At 71.9% G+C, this 16,534-nt stretch carries 13 protein-coding genes; 6 read left to right on the plus strand and 7 right to left on the minus strand.

What is annotated here, in order from left to right; genetic code table 11:
• Window positions 1-38: 38 nt before the first annotated feature.
• Complete coding sequence (locus ACH4VX_RS25125; RefSeq protein WP_398370257.1) at window positions 39-1,781, minus strand: pyruvate dehydrogenase; 1,743 nt, start codon at window positions 1,779-1,781, stop codon at window positions 39-41.
• Window positions 1,782-1,847: 66 nt separating this feature from the next.
• Window positions 1,848-3,287, minus strand: a complete 1,440-nt coding sequence (locus ACH4VX_RS25130) for a protein phosphatase 2C domain-containing protein (protein WP_398370258.1) — start codon at window positions 3,285-3,287, stop codon at window positions 1,848-1,850.
• A gap of 171 nt (window positions 3,288-3,458) precedes the next feature.
• Here ACH4VX_RS25130 and ACH4VX_RS25135 point away from each other — a divergent pair, with 171 nt between their 5' ends.
• The gene (locus tag ACH4VX_RS25135; RefSeq protein ID WP_398370259.1) at window positions 3,459-3,941 is read left to right on the plus strand and encodes a DUF456 domain-containing protein; all 483 of its coding nucleotides are present in this window, start codon (window positions 3,459-3,461) and stop codon (window positions 3,939-3,941) included.
• A gap of 28 nt (window positions 3,942-3,969) precedes the next feature.
• On the opposite strand, the gene ACH4VX_RS25140 is transcribed toward ACH4VX_RS25135, so the two are convergent.
• The 5 genes from ACH4VX_RS25140 to ACH4VX_RS25160 all read right to left on the minus strand — a co-directional run bounded on the left by ACH4VX_RS25140 (window position 3,970) and on the right by ACH4VX_RS25160 (window position 10,489).
• Window positions 3,970-4,461 (minus strand): methylated-DNA--[protein]-cysteine S-methyltransferase, encoded by a 492-nt coding sequence (locus tag ACH4VX_RS25140; RefSeq protein ID WP_398370464.1) that lies wholly within the window; start codon window positions 4,459-4,461, stop codon window positions 3,970-3,972.
• Between the two features lie 5 nt (window positions 4,462-4,466).
• Window positions 4,467-5,846 (minus strand): DNA-3-methyladenine glycosylase 2 family protein, encoded by a 1,380-nt coding sequence (locus ACH4VX_RS25145; protein ID WP_398370260.1) that lies wholly within the window; start codon window positions 5,844-5,846, stop codon window positions 4,467-4,469.
• A gap of 245 nt (window positions 5,847-6,091) precedes the next feature.
• Window positions 6,092-7,183, minus strand: a complete 1,092-nt coding sequence (gene rsgA / locus ACH4VX_RS25150; RefSeq protein ID WP_398370261.1) for a ribosome small subunit-dependent GTPase A — start codon at window positions 7,181-7,183, stop codon at window positions 6,092-6,094.
• 256 nt (window positions 7,184-7,439) lie between these two features.
• The gene (locus ACH4VX_RS25155) at window positions 7,440-8,915 is read right to left on the minus strand and encodes a cellulose binding domain-containing protein (RefSeq protein ID WP_398370263.1); all 1,476 of its coding nucleotides are present in this window, start codon (window positions 8,913-8,915) and stop codon (window positions 7,440-7,442) included.
• 251 nt (window positions 8,916-9,166) lie between these two features.
• On the minus strand, window positions 9,167-10,489 hold the full coding sequence (locus ACH4VX_RS25160; protein ID WP_398370265.1) for a radical SAM protein: 1,323 nt from the start codon (window positions 10,487-10,489) through the stop codon (window positions 9,167-9,169).
• A gap of 155 nt (window positions 10,490-10,644) precedes the next feature.
• On the opposite strand from ACH4VX_RS25160, the gene ACH4VX_RS25165 reads away from it, so the two are divergent.
• From ACH4VX_RS25165 to ACH4VX_RS25185, 5 genes are all read left to right on the plus strand, one after another.
• The gene (locus ACH4VX_RS25165) at window positions 10,645-11,898 is read left to right on the plus strand and encodes a D-arabinono-1,4-lactone oxidase (RefSeq protein WP_398370266.1); all 1,254 of its coding nucleotides are present in this window, start codon (window positions 10,645-10,647) and stop codon (window positions 11,896-11,898) included.
• A gap of 130 nt (window positions 11,899-12,028) precedes the next feature.
• Window positions 12,029-13,255 (plus strand): ROK family protein, encoded by a 1,227-nt coding sequence (locus ACH4VX_RS25170; protein ID WP_398370267.1) that lies wholly within the window; start codon window positions 12,029-12,031, stop codon window positions 13,253-13,255.
• A gap of 155 nt (window positions 13,256-13,410) precedes the next feature.
• A complete protein-coding gene (locus ACH4VX_RS25175) occupies window positions 13,411-14,682 on the plus strand; it encodes an ABC transporter substrate-binding protein (protein WP_398370269.1) in 1,272 nt (423 codons plus the stop codon).
• A 23-nt stretch (window positions 14,683-14,705) separates the two neighbouring features.
• Window positions 14,706-15,659 (plus strand): carbohydrate ABC transporter permease, encoded by a 954-nt coding sequence (locus ACH4VX_RS25180; RefSeq protein WP_398370270.1) that lies wholly within the window; start codon window positions 14,706-14,708, stop codon window positions 15,657-15,659.
• On the plus strand, window positions 15,656-16,522 hold the full coding sequence (locus ACH4VX_RS25185) for a carbohydrate ABC transporter permease (protein WP_398370272.1): 867 nt from the start codon (window positions 15,656-15,658) through the stop codon (window positions 16,520-16,522). Before ACH4VX_RS25180 ends, ACH4VX_RS25185 begins: the two co-directional genes overlap by 4 nt.
• Window positions 16,523-16,534 lie beyond the last annotated feature (12 nt).

Raw genomic sequence — 16,534 nt, forward strand, 5'->3', positions numbered from 1 at the left:
ATATCCACTGAAAGAAACAGGAACTGCTGTTCACCCTCTTACGGGCGCGGCACGTTGCGCAGGTTGGAGCGGGCCATCTGGAGCATCCGGCCGACGCCTCCGTCCAGCACGATCTTGGAGGCGGACAGGGCGAATCCGGTCACCATCTCCTTGCTGATCCTCGGCGGGATGGACAGCGCGTTGGGGTCGGTGACGATGTCGACGAGGGCCGGGCCCTTGTGCCTGAACGCGGACTTCAGCGCCCCGGCGAGCTCCTTCGGCTTCTCCACCCGCACCCCGTGGGCGCCGCACGCGCGGGCGACGGCGGCGAAGTCGGGGTTCTTCATGGCGGTGCCGTGCGAGGGCAGTCCGGCGACCAGCATCTCCAACTCGACCATGCTGAGCGAGGAGTTGTTGAACAGGACCACCTTCACCGGCAGGTCGTACTGCACCAGGGTGAGGAAGTCCCCCATCATCATGGTGAATCCGCCGTCACCGGACATCGACACGACCTGCCGGCCCCGGTCGGTGAACTGCGCCCCGATCGCCATCGGCAGCGCGTTCGCCATCGAGCCGTGGGAGAAGGAACCGATCACCCGGCGGCGGCCGTTGGGCGAGATGTAGCGGGCCGCCCAGACGTTGCACATGCCGGTGTCGACGGTGAACACGGCGTCGTCGTCGGCCATCTCGTCCAGTACGGACGCCACGTACTCGGGGTGGATCGGCACATGCTTCTCCACCTTCCGCGTGTACGCCTTCACCACCCCCTCCAGCGCGTCCGTGTGTTTCCTCAGCATCCGGTCGAGGAACTTCCGGTTGTCCTTGGCGCGGACCCGGGGCGTCAGACAGCGCAGCGTCTCCTTCACATCGCCCCACACCGCGAGGTCCAGCTTGGAGCGCCGGCCGAGGTTCTCGGGCCGCACGTCCACCTGCACGATCCTCACGTCGTCGGGCAGGAAGGCGCTGTACGGGAAGTCGGTGCCGAGCAGGATCAGCAGATCGCACTCGTGGGTGGCCTCGTAGGCGGCACCGTAACCGAGCAGTCCGCTCATGCCGACGTCGTACGGGTTGTCGTACTGGATCCACTCCTTGCCGCGCAGGGCGTGTCCGACCGGCGACTTGATCTTCTGGGCGAACTCCATGACCTCGGCGTGCGCGCCCTTCGTGCCGGCGCCGCAGAACAACGTGACCTTCTCGGCCTCGTCGATCATGTCGACGAGGCGGTCGATCTCGGCGTCGCCGGGGCGGACCGTGGGCCGGGAGGTGACGAGTGCGGTCTCGACGGGCTTCTCGGGGGCGGCATGGTCGGCGATGTCGCCCGGAAGGGTGACGACGCTGACGCCGGAGCGGCCGACGGCGTGCTGGATGGCGGTCTGCAGCAGCCGGGGCATCTGCTGCGGACTGGAGATCATCTCGCTGTAGTGGCTGCACTCGCGGAACAGCTGGTCGGGATGGGTCTCCTGGAAGTAGCCGAGGCCGATCTCACTGGACGGGATGTGGGAGGCGAGGGCGAGGACCGGGGCCATGGAACGGTGGGCGTCGTACAGCCCGTTGATGAGGTGCAGGTTGCCGGGCCCGCAGGAGCCGGCGCAGGCGCCCAGCCTGCCGGTGACCTGGGCCTCGGCGCCGGCGGCGAAGGCGGCGGTCTCCTCGTGCCGGACGTGGATCCAGTCGATGGCGGCGTTGCGGCGCACGGCGTCGACGACAGGGTTGAGGCTGTCGCCGACGACGCCGTAGAGGCGTTTGACTCCCGCGCGGGTGAGGATGTCGACGAACTGTTCCGCGACGTTCTGTTTGGCCATGGCTTCCGTCTGCCCCTCTGGTGTCGAAGATGCCTGACGGGTTCCATGAATTCACACGGCGCGCGCTCACGCCTCCCAAACGGCGACGGCCGTACGGTCGTCCGTGTATCCCTTGACCCGTACCTGGGTGTCGGCGAGGAACGCGGCGAGGCCGGGCGGTCCGGGGCGGGACCACCGGTCGGCGAGGTGCGCGCGGAGCTCCCGTTCGCCGCGCAGGGGGTCGGCGAGGCCGGTGCCGCACATCAGCAGGGTGTCACCCGGGCGGGCTATGGAGGTGCGGAAGCGGAAGGGCTCGCGGGGTGGTTCGGGGGCGGGTTCGTACGGGCTCGGGGGCGTGGGGATGCCCAGGTCCATGGTGAGGCGGTCGCCGTCGGGGGTCTCGGAGGGCGGTGAGCCGAAACCGACCACGGGTTCGCCCCTGACCTCGGTGGTCTCGGGTTCGATGTCCTGCCACGCACCGTCCCGCAGCCGGAACAGTCCGCCGGGGCCGACGCCGAAGAAGACCCGGGTGCGGCATTCGGGGTCGGCGGGCAGGAGGAGGCAGCGCAGAGTGGCCGCGTAGGCGTCGGGTTCGAGGCCCTGCTCGGCCGCGCCGGCGCGGAGTCTGCCGAGGCTGCGGTCGGTGAGGCGGTGCAGTCCGGACTTGAGGTCGCCGCGCCGGGCGGCCCTGATGTCGTCGACGAGGCGGGCGTGGCTGCGGCCCACCGCCGCGCCGATCCACCGGCAGGCCTCGGCGGCGGCCCGGTGCGCGCCGGGCGCGGTGCGGGCGCCGGTCGCCAGTGCCACGAGGACCAGGGCCTGCTCCCCCGTTCCGAACCGGGCGGTCAGCAGCGCGTCGCGGCGCGGTTCGCCCCGGTAGCGCGCGGAGTCCCCGCGCACGGAGGCGGCGCGCAGGGTGCAGGCCCCGTAGCGGGCCCCGTCCAGCACGGTGTCCGGCACCAGGTCGGCCAGTGCGTCGGGGTCGGCCGGCGGAAGGGCGGTGGGCTCGGCGTCGTAGGTGGGCGGCCGGGATCCCACGTGGGCGCGGGACGGGAGCGGGGCCGGGGGTGGTTCGAGCCGGGGGGCGGAGTCGTCCGCGGGCCCCGGGGCCGGTGGGGCCGTGGGGGGCGGAGGCGCGGTGGCGGGGATCCAGCGGCCGAAGGCCGTGCCGGAGGTGGGAGAAGCCGGGGGCGGCGACGGCCGCGGCTCGGGCGGGGGAAGGGCCGTGGGGCCCGCGGCCGCGGCGGGCGGGGGGTCCCAGGGCGCGCGGGGCGGGGCGTCGGCGGGTCGTGGCGGAGGGCCCGCCGGTGCGGCGGGGGCGGCCGGACGGGGGCCCGGGACCGTCGGGGCGGGAGGTGGGTCGGCCGGGGCGGGCCCGCCCGCGTTCAGCGTGCCGGACGCCGAGGCGAAGCGGTCGTCCAGGGAATCGGGGGCCGGTACGGGGCCCGTGTCACCGGCGGCGTCGTCGTACAGCTGTTCCCACCAGTCGTCCTCGGGACCGGTGGGCCTTCCCCCCTGCTGGCTCATGTCCTCGATTGTCCACCGCGCGGGCCGGATGAGAACGGGGCATCGGGAAAATCCCCGCCCCGCGGCGCACCCGGGACGGCCTGTCGGGTGAACGGCGGGACGGCTGTGCGACGGGTGGCACCGGGGGCGTTCCGTCCTGCGCCGTTCCCCGGCCTCCTGCACTCTGGAGGGATGGGAGCGTGGGACCTCCTGCTCGCCGGACTGGTGCTCCTGCTCGGACTGTGGGGAGTGCTGCTGCCAGGGGTGCCCGGGTCGTGGCTGGTGTGGGCCGGGGTCCTGTGGTGGGCGCTGAAGGATCCGCGGCCCGTCGCGTGGTGGGTGCTGGTGGGGGCGACCGTCGTGCTGTTCCTGTCGCAGGTGGTGCGCTGGGCGCTGCCGCCCCGCCGGCTGCGGGCGAGCGGCGACGACGCCCGGATGCTGGCGTACGCGGGCTGCGGCTCGTTCGCCGGCTTCGTCCTGCTGCCCGTGATCGGCGCGGTCCCGGGCTTCCTCGCCGGGATCTACGTCTTCGAGCGGCTCCGGCTGGGCCGCCACGGCGAGGCGGTCGCGGCGCTGCGCACGGCGCTGCGCTCGGGCGGCTGGAGTCTGCTGACGGAACTGTTCACCTGTCAGCTGATCACGGCGGCGTGGCTGGGTGCGGTGTTCTGGGGCTGAACACCTTGAACCCCTCGACCCCCTTGGCTCACGGCCGCAGCACTCCCTCGTGGGTGAGCAGCCGCACCTTCCGCTCCACCCCGCCCGCGTACCCGGTCAGCGAGCCGTCGGCGCCGATCACCCGGTGACAGGGGCGGACGATGAGCAGCGGGTTCGCGCCGATCGCGCCGCCGACGGCCCGCACGGCGGCGCGGGGCGCGCCGATCCGGGCCGCGATCTCGCCGTAGGAGACGGTCGCCCCGTAGGGGACGTCGTCGAGCGCGGCCCACACCTTCTCCCGGAACGGGGTGCCGACGGCGCTCATGGCCAGCCGGAACTCCTTGAGGTCGCCGGCGAAGTACGCGGTGAGCTGCCGCTCGGCCTCGCGGAACGGTCCGGGGTCCCGCCGCCAGTCGTCCGCCGGCGTGCGGCCGCCCTTCTGCCCGGGCACGGACAGCGAGGTCAGCTCGCCGGTCGGGGCGGCGGTGAGCAGCAGCGGTCCGACGGGGCTGTCCACACCGGTCCAGTACGTCGTGGTCATCATGGTCACTCCAACTCCCCTGCGGCGCGCAGGTGGTTCAGGGCGTACGAGCGCCAGGGGCGCCAGCTGTCGGGAATGCCGGGTCCGGGCGGGGCCACGTCCGGGTCGCCGAGCGCGCGGGTGCGAATCTCGGCGATCGTACGGGCGTCGAGGCCGGGGACGGCGGCCAGGGCGTGCCGGGCCTCGTCCCGGTCGGCGCCGGGTCCGAGGCGTACGGTGCCGTCGGCGAGGGCGGCGGTGAGTGCGCCCAGGGTGCCGTCGGGCTCGGCCCCGGCGAGGACGGCGGCCTCGGGGAACAGGTGGGTGAGGGTGCCGCAGGGGGCGTCGAGCCTCTTGCCGTACCGCCGGCCCAGCCGTGCGGCCTCGTCGCGGCCCACCAGCGCGCGCACCGCCAGTTCGTCCGGGTCGGCGGCCCCCGGTGAGCGCAGTCCGGGCCGGGCGGCGACCAGCGGGGCGAGGCGAGCGTCGGCACCGAGTCGCTCGTCGACGGCGTACGGGTCGGCGTCCAGGTCGAACAGCCGCCGCAGGCGTTGTACGGCGGTGGTCAGATCGCGGGGGTCGGTGAGGTGGACGCGGACGTCGAGCCAGCCGCCGGGGTGGGCGCCCGGCCCGGTGTGCGGGCGTTCCTCGACGGCGGCGATGCCGGTGCCGTAGGGCATCCTGAGCGTCCGCCGGTAGGTGCGGGCTCCCGGGGTGCCGCTCACGTCCTCGATGCCGGGGACGGCCTCGCGTTCCAGCAGGTCGAAGACGGGTCCCGCCTGGTAGGGGCCGCGGTGGGCGAGCCGCAGGGGGATTCCGGCGGAGGGCGTGGCGGCCCTGCCCCGGCGGGGCGCGGAGGCGCGCAGCTCGCTGGGGGTGCCGGCGTACACGGCCCGTACGGTGTCGTTGAACTGCCGCACGCTGGCGAATCCGGAGGCGAAGGCGATCTCGGTGACCGGCAGCCCGGTGGTCTGCAGGAGCACGCGCGCGGCGTGCGCCCGCTGGGCCCGGGCGAGCGCGACGGGCCCGGCGCCCAGCTCGCCGGTGAGCTGGCGCTGCACCTGGCGGGCGCTGTAGCCGAGCCGTGCGGCGAGTCCGGCGACGCCCTCGCGGTCGACGACGCCGTCGGCGATCAGCCGCATGGCCCGGCCGACGACGTCGGCCCGCACGTTCCACTCGGCGGAGCCGGGCACGGCGTCCGGGCGGCAGCGCCGGCAGGCGCGGAACCCGGAGCCCTGCGCGGCGGCGGCGGTCGCGAAGAACCGCACGTTGTGCCGCTTCGGGGTGACGGCGGGGCAGCTGGGCCGGCAGTAGATGCCGGTCGTCTCCACGGCGAAGAAGAACACCCCGTCGAACCGGGCGTCCCGGCTGCGTACCGCCTCGTACCTGCTGTCCTCGTCCTTCACACCGTCCAGTCTCCACCGGCCGGGAGGCCCCGGCTGGCGGAAATCGGACACGGAGGCCGTCCAGGAGATGTCGTTTGGATCTTGCCGGGGCCGCGGGGCCCGGCACGCACCTCTGCGGCGTCGTCGTCGGTCCTCGACGCTCCGCGTCGACTCCCTCCTCCGCCTCGCAGTCGCACCCACCGGACCCCGCCCGGCTCGGCTGTGAGGCACCGTCGCCCGAAGCCGTCCTGATCCAAACGACACCCCTAGCGCAGGCGGCCCCGCTTGGCCTCCATCGCCGCCCTGCCGATGGCGCCCTTGCGCTTCCAGTCCTTGCGGATCTCCGCGCGGAGCCTGGCGTCGGTCTTGGCGACGATGTACTGGTTCTCCCGGAGCAGCTTGCGGTAGCTCTCCAGACGGCGCTGCGGCAGGTCACCGGTCTCGACGGCGTCGAGGACCGCGCAGCCCGGCTCGCTCTCGTGGGCGCAGTCGTGGAAGCGGCAGCTCTCGGCGAACTCCTCGATCTCGGCGAACACCTGTCCGACGCCGGTGCCGGCGTCCCACAGGCCGACGCCCCGCAGTCCCGGTGTGTCGATGAGGACTCCCCCGCCGGGCAGCGCCAGCAGGTTGCGGGTGGTCGTGGTGTGGCGGCCCTTGCCGTCGACGTCCCGGATGGCCCGGACGTCCATCACGTCCTCGCCGAGGAGCGCGTTGGCCAGGGTGGACTTGCCCGCGCCGGACTGTCCGAGCAGCACCGACGTACCGCCGGCCGTGATCGCGGCGAGGACGTCGAGCCCGTCCCCGTCCTTGGCACTGACGGTGAGTACGGGCACACCCGGCGCGCTGGTCTCCACGTCCTGGACGAGGTGCGCTCGGGTCACCGCGTCCGGCACGAGGTCGGCCTTGGTGAGGACGACCACCGGCTGCGCCCCGGATTCCCAGGCGAGCGCGAGGAAGCGTTCGATCCGGGCCAGGTCGAGTTCGGCGGCGAGGGAGACGGCGACGACGGCGTGGTCGACGTTGGCGGCGAGGATCTGCCCCTCGGACCGCTTGGAGGAGGTGGAGCGCACGAAGGCGGTACGACGCGGCAGATACGCGCGGACGTAGCGCGGGTTCCCGCCGGGTTCGACGGCGACCCAGTCGCCCGTGCACACGACCCGCAGGGGGTCGTGCGGGGTGACGAACGCGGTGTCGGCGCGCAGGGTGCCGCCGGCGGTGACGACGTCGCACTGGCCGCGGTCGACCCGGATCACGCGTCCGGGCAGCAGCCCTTCCGCGTCGTAGGGGGCGAACTCGTCCGCCCATGCGTCGTCCCAGCCGTAGGAGGCGAGCGCGGAGGAAACGGAGGTGGAACTCAAGGGGGTGACCCTTCAGGTGGGTGGCCCCGGCAGCCGCGTACGCGGACAGGAAAAGGGTGGGATCAGCCGGTGGCCACGGAGGTGGACGTGATGGATTCCTGAATGCGGGCAGCGCCCGGCGCAATGACAGCCATCGGTCGACACCTCCTCACTCCACGATCGGTCCGGCACGGCGGCGCACGGCCACCGCGTGATCTGTGCTCACAGTAGCCCGCGGTCGCCCCGGCCCGTCAACTTGTTTTTCCGGGCTCCCGCGTCACGCCGTCGCGCAGGTGCGGCCGTTGAGCGTGAAGCCGGACGGCGGGTGGTTCGTGCCGTCGCGGGACGCGAGGAAGCCGAAGGCGAGTTTCCCGCCGGCGGCGACCGACTTGTTGTAGTCGGCGGCGGTGGCGGTGACCCGGGAGCCGTCCTGGTCGGGCGAGGCGTCCCACATCTGGGTGACCCGCTGGCCGTCGGGGAAGGTGAAGCCGACGCGCCAGGAGTCGAGGGGGTCGCGTGTGGTGACGGTGACGGTGGCCTGGAAGCCGTCGGGCCACTCGTTGAGCAGGTCGTAGCCGACCCGGCAGGCGGCCGGCTCGCTGCGGGCGGTGGTCTCGGGCGCGGCGGTGGCGGAGGAGGTGCCCTGCGGTCCGGGGTCGGGGTTCTTCCGGTCCGGGGTGCGCTCGGGGGACGGTTCCGGGGAGCCCGCGGGGGCTTCACCGGTAGGGGCCGTGGGCGCGGAGGGCAGGGAGGGTCCGGGGTCGGCCACCGGTTGCCGGTCGGCGTCCGGGCGTGCGGCGCCCTCGTCGGCCGTGTCGCCGAACGGCATCAGGGAGACCGCGAGCGCGAGGAGGGAGACCAGGAGGGCGGCGACCAGCAGACCGTGCCGGGCGACGCGTGTCCTGTCCCCGCCGTCCGCCGGGTCGCCGCTGTCCGCGTCGGCCCGGTCCGGGCGTCCGGCTCCGAGCCGTACCTCGGCGGCGCGGCGACGGCGTTCCAGATAGGCGAGGCCGCCCCAGCCGATCACCCCGCCGGCCAGTGCGCCGGGCAGTCCCCCGCCGTGCAGTCGCAGACAGGCGGCGGCCTCGGCGCACCGGTGGCAGGTGGCGAGGTGCCGGGAGAGGTCGTCGGGGGTGTCCGCGGCGGGTGAGCGGGTGACGGCGTCGAGGAGCCGGGCGTAGCTGCGGCACTCGGCGTCCAGGGGCGAGTCGAGGTGGTTGCGGTGGCAGCGGTCCCGGAACAGGCGGCCGACCTGGGCGAGTTCGTCGGCCGCGGTGGCGGGGTCGAGGCCGAGCCGGCGTGCCACCAGGGGCAGCGGCAGGGCCTCCGCCTCGGCCAGCCAGAGCAGTTCGGCGTCCGCGGGCTGCAGATCGCGCAGTCCGCGCAGGGCGACCGGGCGTTCCAGTGGCGGGCCGGTGTGGCGGGCGGCCTTGTCGGAGTGGAGCCACAGCCGCAGATCGGGGTCGAGCTTGTGTCCCTGGCCCGCCTCCTCCCAGGCGGCCGCCGTGTTGCGAACGGCGGTCAGCAGCAGGGGTATTCGGGGCAGCCGGGTGGAACGGCGGCTGTAGCCGCGGACGGTGCCCGACTCCGCCTCGCGCAGCTCCCGTATGCCCTGTGCGAAGGCCTCGCGGGCCAGTTCCGCCGCGGCGGCGGACCCGGCTGTGCACAGGTCGGCGTAGGAGAGCGCCGCGTCCCAGCACTCGGTGAACAGCGCCGCCTCGGTGGCGTCCTGGGGGCTCGGCAGGTCGGGCATGAGACTCCCGCATCACGAACGAGGTCAACTCGCCATAGCGGCAATGGAGTTGGGGGAAACCTCGCGGCAGTGGCCGAGCTTTTCACGTCCCCGACACAACTGACAAGCGCTTCCCTCACTTTGTGTGGCGGCGTGGCCACCCCTCGCAGGGACAATACGCGCGGAAGGCCGGAACGTCTCGGTTCCGGCCTTCCGCGTCCTCCGCGTCCTCCGTCGTGTCTTCCTGAAGGGGCGCTGGGACGCCCGGTGTCTCAGACCGTCTCGGCGGGCTCCTGCGCCGGGAGGCTGTCCATGAAGGAACTGACGGAGAACACCGCGTTGCCGGGTCCGGGCGGACCGTAGCCGGGGGGCGAGGAGAGGCCGAAGTCCTCCATGGTCTGCCGGTACGCCTGGAGCAGCCGGATGTGGTACTCCAGCGGCGCGCCCTGCGGGTTGGCCTTGCCGAGCGGGGTGGTCGGCTCCGGGCACCAGGTGGTGAAGCGGGGCGTGATGCCCTGCGACATGAAGAAGCGCAGGCCCTCGGTGGTGGAGGCGATGGCCTCGTCGACCGTCTTGAAGCCGAAGGGCTCGGCCATCTCCACGCCCGCCACGAAGTTGGGGATCACGTTGCGCGCGCCGAAGATCTCCGCCGAATCGAGGATCCGCCTGTGCCACTCGTCGCGGCCGACGTAGCGCTCCTTGCCGGGGCAGTACATCTTGAACAGGTACTCGTCCCACACCTCGTAATTGGGGTGGTAGATCTGCACGCCGTAGTCCTTGAAGCGCTGCACGTCGTCCCTGGGCAGTGCCTGGGCGACGACCTTGCCGATCCAGCGGCCGGGGAAGCGCTCCTCGATGGCCTTGGCGTAGTGGCCGTAGAAGTCGGCCTCGTCGCGTCCGGAGACGGTCTTGGTGATGGCGCCGCCGGTGAGGGTGTAGGCCGTGGACGTCTTCGCGGTGTCGTACCGGTCGATGATCTCGAGGGCCTCCAGGACCTCCTCGACGGCCTTCACGCCGGTGTAGGGCCGGCCGGCCGCCTTGTGCTGGCGCCAGTTGTGATTGATGTCGCAGTACTGGCACTCCTCCTTGGCGCCGAAGTACTGGCAGACCCGGAAGACGGTCAGGTAGATCAGGTAGCCCCACTGGATGGTGGGGGCGACCTCCATGACCGACTTCCCGTTGGACAGGGTGTGCCGGTAGTACTCGGGCATGGGCGGCACGCCGACGTCCGAGATCCGCTTGCCGTCGAGGTAGAGGCCGAGCATGCCGTGCTCGTCGGCGGCGACGCGGTAGGGGGAGGCCGGGTTCACGCGCACGGACACGACCGTGCGGCGCAGGTCGTACGGGCCGCCGGTGAGGATGATCTCCTCCGGCGGGCGGCGCAGCGCGGCCTCGCCCAGCTCCGGCAGGGTGCCGTGGTCGAAGGAGAAGATGAAGTACGACTTCGGTTTGACCTCTCCGCTCTCGTTGTCGCTGAGCGCGGACGGGTCGAAGGCCACACCGCCGCGCAGCAGGTCCTCCTTGAGGACGGCTTCGCGCGGCACATGCGGGAACCGCTCCATCAGGTCCTCGACCAGCGCGGTACGGCTGCCCATCGAAGTGTCTCCTCCCGGTTCGGACGTACGACTCCTCACGGTATGCCCCCGCCCGGACGTCCGGGGTGCCGGGTCCCCCCACATGGCGTGGATCACTCCCGGGGTAGGTTCCGGCAGGGGCCCTTTTCGGCCCCGATCGTCAGGAAGGACGAGCGATGGCCGAGACCGTGACCAACTGGGCGGGCAACATCACCTACGCCGCCCGGGAGCTGCACCGCCCGCGCACCCTGGACGCGCTGCGCACGCTGGTCGGGGAGAGCTCACGGGTGCGGGCCCTCGGCAGCGGGCACTCCTTCAACGAGATCGCCGAGGCCGGTGAGGAGGGCGTCCTGCTCTCCCTGGAAGCGCTGCCCCCGCAGGTCGACGTGGACACGGCGGCCCGGACGGTACGGGTCGGCGGCGGGGTTCGCTACGCGGAGCTGGCCCGGCAGGTGCACCGGCACGGGCTGGCGCTGGCGAACATGGCGTCGCTCCCGCACATCTCGGTGGCCGGCTCGGTCGCCACCGGCACCCACGGCTCCGGCGTCGGCAACGGCCCGCTCGCCTCGTCCGTGCGCGCGGTGGAACTGGTCGCGGCGGACGGCTCGACGGTGACCGTGGCGCGCGGCGACGAGCGGTTCGGCGGCGCGGTCACCTCGCTGGGCGCGCTCGGTGTCGTCACCGCGCTCACCCTGGACCTGGAGCCGGCCTTCGAGGTCGAGCAGCACGTGTTCACCGAGATGCCGCTGGAGGGGCTGGATCCCGCCACGTTCGAGAAGGTGATGTCGGCGGCGTACAGCGTGAGCCTGTTCACCGACTGGCGGGCGCCGGGTTTCCGCCAGGTGTGGGTGAAGCGGCGCACCGACCGGCCGCTGCCGGACTTCCCGTGGGCGCCCGCGGCGACCGAGAAGATGCACCCGGTGCCGGGGATGCCGGCGGTGAACTGCACCGAGCAGTTCGGCGTGGCCGGCCCCTGGCACGAGCGACTGCCGCACTTCCGGGCGGAGTTCACGCCGAGCAGCGGGGCGGAGCTGCAGTCGGAGTACCTGATGCCGCGGGAGTCGGCCGTCGGCGTGCTGCGGGCGGTGGACGCCGTCCGGGAGACGGTCGCCCCGGCGCTGCAGACCTGCGAGGTGCGCACCGTCGCCGCCGACGACCAGTGGCTCAGCCCCTCCTACGGCCGGGACACGGTGGCCGTCCACTTCACCTGGGTCGAGGACACCCGGTCGGTGCTGCCCGTGGTGCGGCGGGTGGAGGAGGCGCTGGCGCCGTTCGGCGCGCGACCGCACTGGGGGAAGGTGTTCACCACGCCGGCGGTGGAGCTGCACGCCCGCTACCCGCGCCTGCACGACTTCCGGGCGCTCGTCCGTGACCTGGACCCGGCGGGCAAGTTCACCAACGCCTTCGTCCGGGACGTCCTGGGCGGCTGACGCCCGCCGGCCCTGTCCGGACTTCGTCAAGCCCCTTTCCTAACCCCTTGTCGAAAGGTCCGCCTCCTGCATAGCCTTGCCGCGCGCCGGTGCCCGGTCGGCCCGGCCCGGCAGGGATGGGGGCAGCCCGGTGAAGCGCACATCGCGGGACATCCGCACGGCCAACCGCTACCAGGTGCTGCGCCAGATCATCGCCGCGTCGCCCACCTCCCGGCAGGAGCTGGCGGCCGCCACGGGCCTGAGCCTCGCCACCGTCGCCACCCTGGTCGGGGAGCTGCTCGCCCTCGGCATGATCACCGAGGTCGGTTTCGAGGACTCGGCCGGCGGCCGTCCCCGGGGCCTGGTGGCCGTCGACGCGTCGGGGGGCGCGCTGATCGGTGTCGACCTGGCCGAGACGTACGTCCGGGTCGAGCTGTTCGACCTCGCGCTGAACGTGCTGGCCCGCGCCGGCGAAAGCATGCGTCCCGGCGAGAGCCGGCCCGAGCAGGTCGTGGGGCACGTGGCCACGGCGGTGGGGTCGGTGGTGGCGCAGGCCGGGGTGGAGAGCGCGCGGGTGCTCGGGGTCGGGGTGAGCGTGCCGGGCCAGGTGGACCGGGACACCGGTGTCTGCGCGTACGCGCCGAACTGGGACTGGCACGACGTACCGCTGCTCGGCCTGCTCGCGGAGCACATCGCGTACCCCCTGTACCTGGACAACCCGTTGCGGGCCTGTGCGGTGGCCGAGCTGTGGTTCGGGGCGGCGCGCGGGTACGGGGACGCGGTGGTGGTGAACCTCGGGACGGGGGTGGGGGCCGGGCTGGTGCTGGGCGGCGCGGTGCACCGGGGGGTGAGCAACAGCGCCGGCGAGTGGGGGCACACCACCCTCGTCCTGGACGGTCGCCCCTGCCACTGCGGCAACCGCGGCTGTGTGGAGACGTACACCGGCGCACCCGGGATCATGCTGAACCTGCGGGAGTCGAGCCCGGACAGTCCGCTGCTGCGTCCCGGCGACCAGACCGCCACCATCGACGCGCTGGCCCGAGGGGTGAGCGCGGGCGATCCGGTGGCGACAGGGGTGCTCGGGCACACCGCCCGCTATCTCGGCGCCGGGGTCGCCGACCTGATCAACCTCTTCAACCCGGAGGTGGTCGTGCTCAGCAGCTGGGTCGCGGTCGCGTTCGGCGAGCCGCTGCTCGACGAGGTGCGGACGGCCGTCGCCCGGCACGCGCTGCGCCGCCCGCTGGCCGCCACCCGGATCGTCCTCTCCCCGATCCCCACCGATCCGGTGTGCCTGGGAGCGGCGACGTTCGCGCTGGAGGGCGCGCTGCAGTCGGCGGGCAGGGACGCCAGGAAGCGCGGCGTCGGCAACCGCCGCTAGTTCCGGGCCCGTTCGTCATCACGAACGGGCCGCAACGCTTCGCACGGACTTTGTCCGACCCCTTGCCGAAGTATTGGCCGAAGGTTAACGTCCCGCGCACCGCAAGTCCTTGAGCGCCACCCGCCGCAAGCCGCACTCAAGACAAGGACGTCGACATGCCGGCATCGAGCAACAGCACCTGGGACCGTCGATCAGTACTCCGCGCCGCCCTGGGCCTGGCCGCCGTCGGCGGACTCGCCGCCTGCGGCGGCAACAACGGCCGCGGTGGCGGCTCCGGACCGGGTGCGGGCAAGACCCTGGTCCAGTACTTCCACGCGTACGGGGAAGCCGGCACCGAGCAGGCGATCAAGCGGTACGCGAAGGCGTACCAGGAGGCGAACGTGACCACGCAGTGGATCACGGGGTCCAACTTCGAGAGCAAGCTGTTCGCCTCGCTGCTCACCGACAAGGCGCCGGACGTCTTCGAGTTCCACCCGCAGATCCAGCTCGTCAAGAGCGGTCAGGTCGCCGATCTGACCGATCTGGTCGACCCGGTGAAGGACGACTTCAACCCGGCCGACATCCAGTCGCACACCGTCGACGGGAAGATCTACGGCGTCCGGATGATCGACGACCCGCAGTTCTTCTTCTACCGCAAGTCGCTGTTCGACAAGGCCGGCGTCGGCATCCCGGGGACGCTCGACGAACTGCTCGCCACGGCAGCCGAGTTGACCACCGACAAGGTCAAGGGCATCTACCTCGGCAACACCCTGCACTCGATGGTCAACCCGCTGATCTGGGCGTCGGGCGCCGACACCCTGGACGAGAACAACGAGATCGCGTACCACACGGACGGTGTGGCCGGCGGCTTCAGTACCCTGCGCAAGCTGTTCACCAGCGGTGATCTGCTGCTCGACGCACCGACCGACTTCTGGGACCCCTCCGCGCTCAACCAGGGGCTCACCGCCGTCCAGTGGTGCGGCATGTGGGCGATGCCGCAGATGCAGGAGGCGCTCGGGGACGACCTCGGGATCTTCCCCTTCCCCAGGGTCACCGACGCGGGCAGGCAGACCGTCTACAACGGCGGCTGGTCGATGTTCGTCAACGCCAAGGGCAAGAACGTGGAAGCGGCCAAGGAGTACGTGAAGTGGCTGTGGATCGACCAGAAGGAGTACCAGGAGGACTGGGCGCTCTCCTACGGCTTCCACATCCCGCCGCGCACGTCGCTCGCCGAGTCCGCCGACAAGCTCAAGTCGGGCCTGCCGGCCGAGGGCGTCAAGCTCTTCAACGAGTTCGGGCACTTCGACAACATCGGCTGGACCCAGGCGATGATCACGGCCCTGGAGGACGTCCTCGCCAACTGCGTCCGCAAGGACGGTGACCCGGAGGCCGAGCTCGGCAAGGCCGACGGGAAGGTGAACCGCGAGCTCGACAAGCTCTTCGGATAGACCGGCGGACGGACAGTCACGCGATGTCGACCACCACCACACGGCGCGAGGTCACCGGCCCCGCCCCCGCCCGGCCGCGGCGGAGTCTGCGGGCCAACAGCACCCTCGCCTTCTGGCTGTTCACCGGCCCCTTCCTCATCGGCCTGCTGATCTTCGTCTACGTCCCGATCCTCTGGAGCGCGTGGCTGTCGTTCTTCGAGGCCCGCTTCACGGTCACGCCCAGCGAGTTCGTCGGCTTCGAGAACTACCGGACGATGCTGACGGACGACGAGTTCACGGGCTCCCTCGTCACCTTCACCGTCTTCGCGGTCATCATCGTCCCGACCACCTGGGCACTGTCGCTCGCGCTCGCCCTCGCGGTGAACCGGCTGCGGTTCATGCGGGCGTTCTTCCGGTCGGTGTTCTTCCTGCCGACGGCGGTGAGCTATGTCGCCGCCTCGCTCATCTGGAAGATGTCCGTCTTCAACGGCGTGCGCTTCGGGCTCGCCAACACCGTCCTCGGCTGGTTCGGCGCCGACGACACCGCCTGGCTGGCCAGCCCCGACCCGCCCTGGTACTGGCTGGTCATCATCACCGTACGACTGTGGCTGCAAGCCGGCTTCTACATGATCCTCTTCCTGGCGGCGCTGCAGAACATTCCGCCGGAGCTGTACGAGGCGGCGGCCATCGACGGGGCGAAGCCCGGCTGGCAGACGTTCCGCCACATCACGCTGCCGCAGCTGCGAGCGACCTCGACGGCGGTGGTCCTGCTGCTGCTCGTGGCGGCCTACCAGGCCTTCGACGAGTTCTTCAACCTGCTGTCGAAGACCACCTGGGGGCGACCGCCCCTGGTGGAGCTGTACTACAAGGCCCTGGGCGACAACCAGGACTACGGCGCGGGCAGCGCGGGCGCGCTGATCCTGACGGTGCTGATCTGTCTGGTGACGCTGCTCCAGGGCCGGATCATGGGCTTCGGCAGGGGGGAGGGCGTCAAGTGACCACCAGCGAGGTGAGGAAACCGCGCCGGGTCCGGCGCGGGAGCGTCATCGGATCGGCGGGCCTGTACGCGGCGACGGCCGTCGCCGCGCTGCTCTTCCTCGTCCCCTTCTATCTGATCGTGCGCAACGCCCTGTCCACCGACGCCGAGATCACGGGCGAGGAGTGGCAGTTCTTCCCCACCGACATCCAGTGGGGTCACATCACCGAGCCGTTCGACGATCCGACGGTCGACTTCGCCCGGTCGCTGTGGAACTCGGCGGTCGTCGGCGTGGCGCACACCGTCGGCACGCTGCTCGTCTGCTCGCTGGCCGGGTACGGCCTCGCCCGCATCCCGTACCGGCACGCCGACAAGGTGTTCTACGCCGTCCTCGTGACCCTGATGGTGCCGACCGCGGTCACCTTCGTGCCCAGCTTCGTCCTGGTCTCCTCGCTCGGCTGGGTGGACAGCTACCGGGGTCTGATCGTTCCGGGCCTCTTCAGTGGTTTCACCTGCTTCCTGTTCCGGCAGTACTTCCTGGGGTTCCCCAAGGAACTGGAGGAGGCGGCGCGGGTGGACGGGCTCGGCTACTGGGGCGCGTACTGGCGGGTCGTCGTGCCGAACTCGCTGAACTTCTTCGCCGCCATCGCCACGATCACCTTCATCAGCGGCTGGAACTCGTTCCTGTGGCCGCTGGTCATCGGCCAGGACCCGAGCTCCTGGACGGTCCAGGTGGCCCTCTCCTCCTACATGACCAACCAGACCGTCAACTTCCATCTGATCTTCATGGCCACGGCCATATCCGTCCTTCCCCTGGTGTGCGTGTTCCTGTTCCTCCAGCGCTGGCTGGTGCAGGGCATCGCGCAGACCGGGATCAAGGGCTGAGCCAGGACCGAT

Origin of the sequence: Streptomyces sp. NPDC020731 (assembly GCF_044334705.1) — a bacterium.
Lineage (GTDB): Bacteria > Actinomycetota > Actinomycetes > Streptomycetales > Streptomycetaceae > Streptomyces.

Excerpts from the sequence above, each read along its gene's own strand:
- ACH4VX_RS25180 (WP_398370270.1), top strand. The coding sequence starts at position 14,706 with ATGTCGACCACCACCACACGGCGCGAGGTCACCGGCCCCGCCCCCGCC.
- ACH4VX_RS25165 (WP_398370266.1), top strand. The coding sequence starts at position 10,645 with ATGGCCGAGACCGTGACCAACTGGGCGGGCAACATCACCTACGCCGCC.
- ACH4VX_RS25130 (WP_398370258.1), bottom strand. The coding sequence starts at position 3,287 with ATGAGCCAGCAGGGGGGAAGGCCCACCGGTCCCGAGGACGACTGGTGG.
- ACH4VX_RS25125 (WP_398370257.1), bottom strand. The coding sequence starts at position 1,781 with ATGGCCAAACAGAACGTCGCGGAACAGTTCGTCGACATCCTCACCCGC.
- ACH4VX_RS25160 (WP_398370265.1), bottom strand. The coding sequence starts at position 10,489 with ATGGGCAGCCGTACCGCGCTGGTCGAGGACCTGATGGAGCGGTTCCCG.
- ACH4VX_RS25175 (WP_398370269.1), top strand. The coding sequence starts at position 13,411 with ATGCCGGCATCGAGCAACAGCACCTGGGACCGTCGATCAGTACTCCGC.
- ACH4VX_RS25155 (WP_398370263.1), bottom strand. The coding sequence starts at position 8,915 with ATGCCCGACCTGCCGAGCCCCCAGGACGCCACCGAGGCGGCGCTGTTC.
- ACH4VX_RS25140 (WP_398370464.1), bottom strand. The coding sequence starts at position 4,461 with ATGACCACGACGTACTGGACCGGTGTGGACAGCCCCGTCGGACCGCTG.
- ACH4VX_RS25135 (WP_398370259.1), top strand. The coding sequence starts at position 3,459 with ATGGGAGCGTGGGACCTCCTGCTCGCCGGACTGGTGCTCCTGCTCGGA.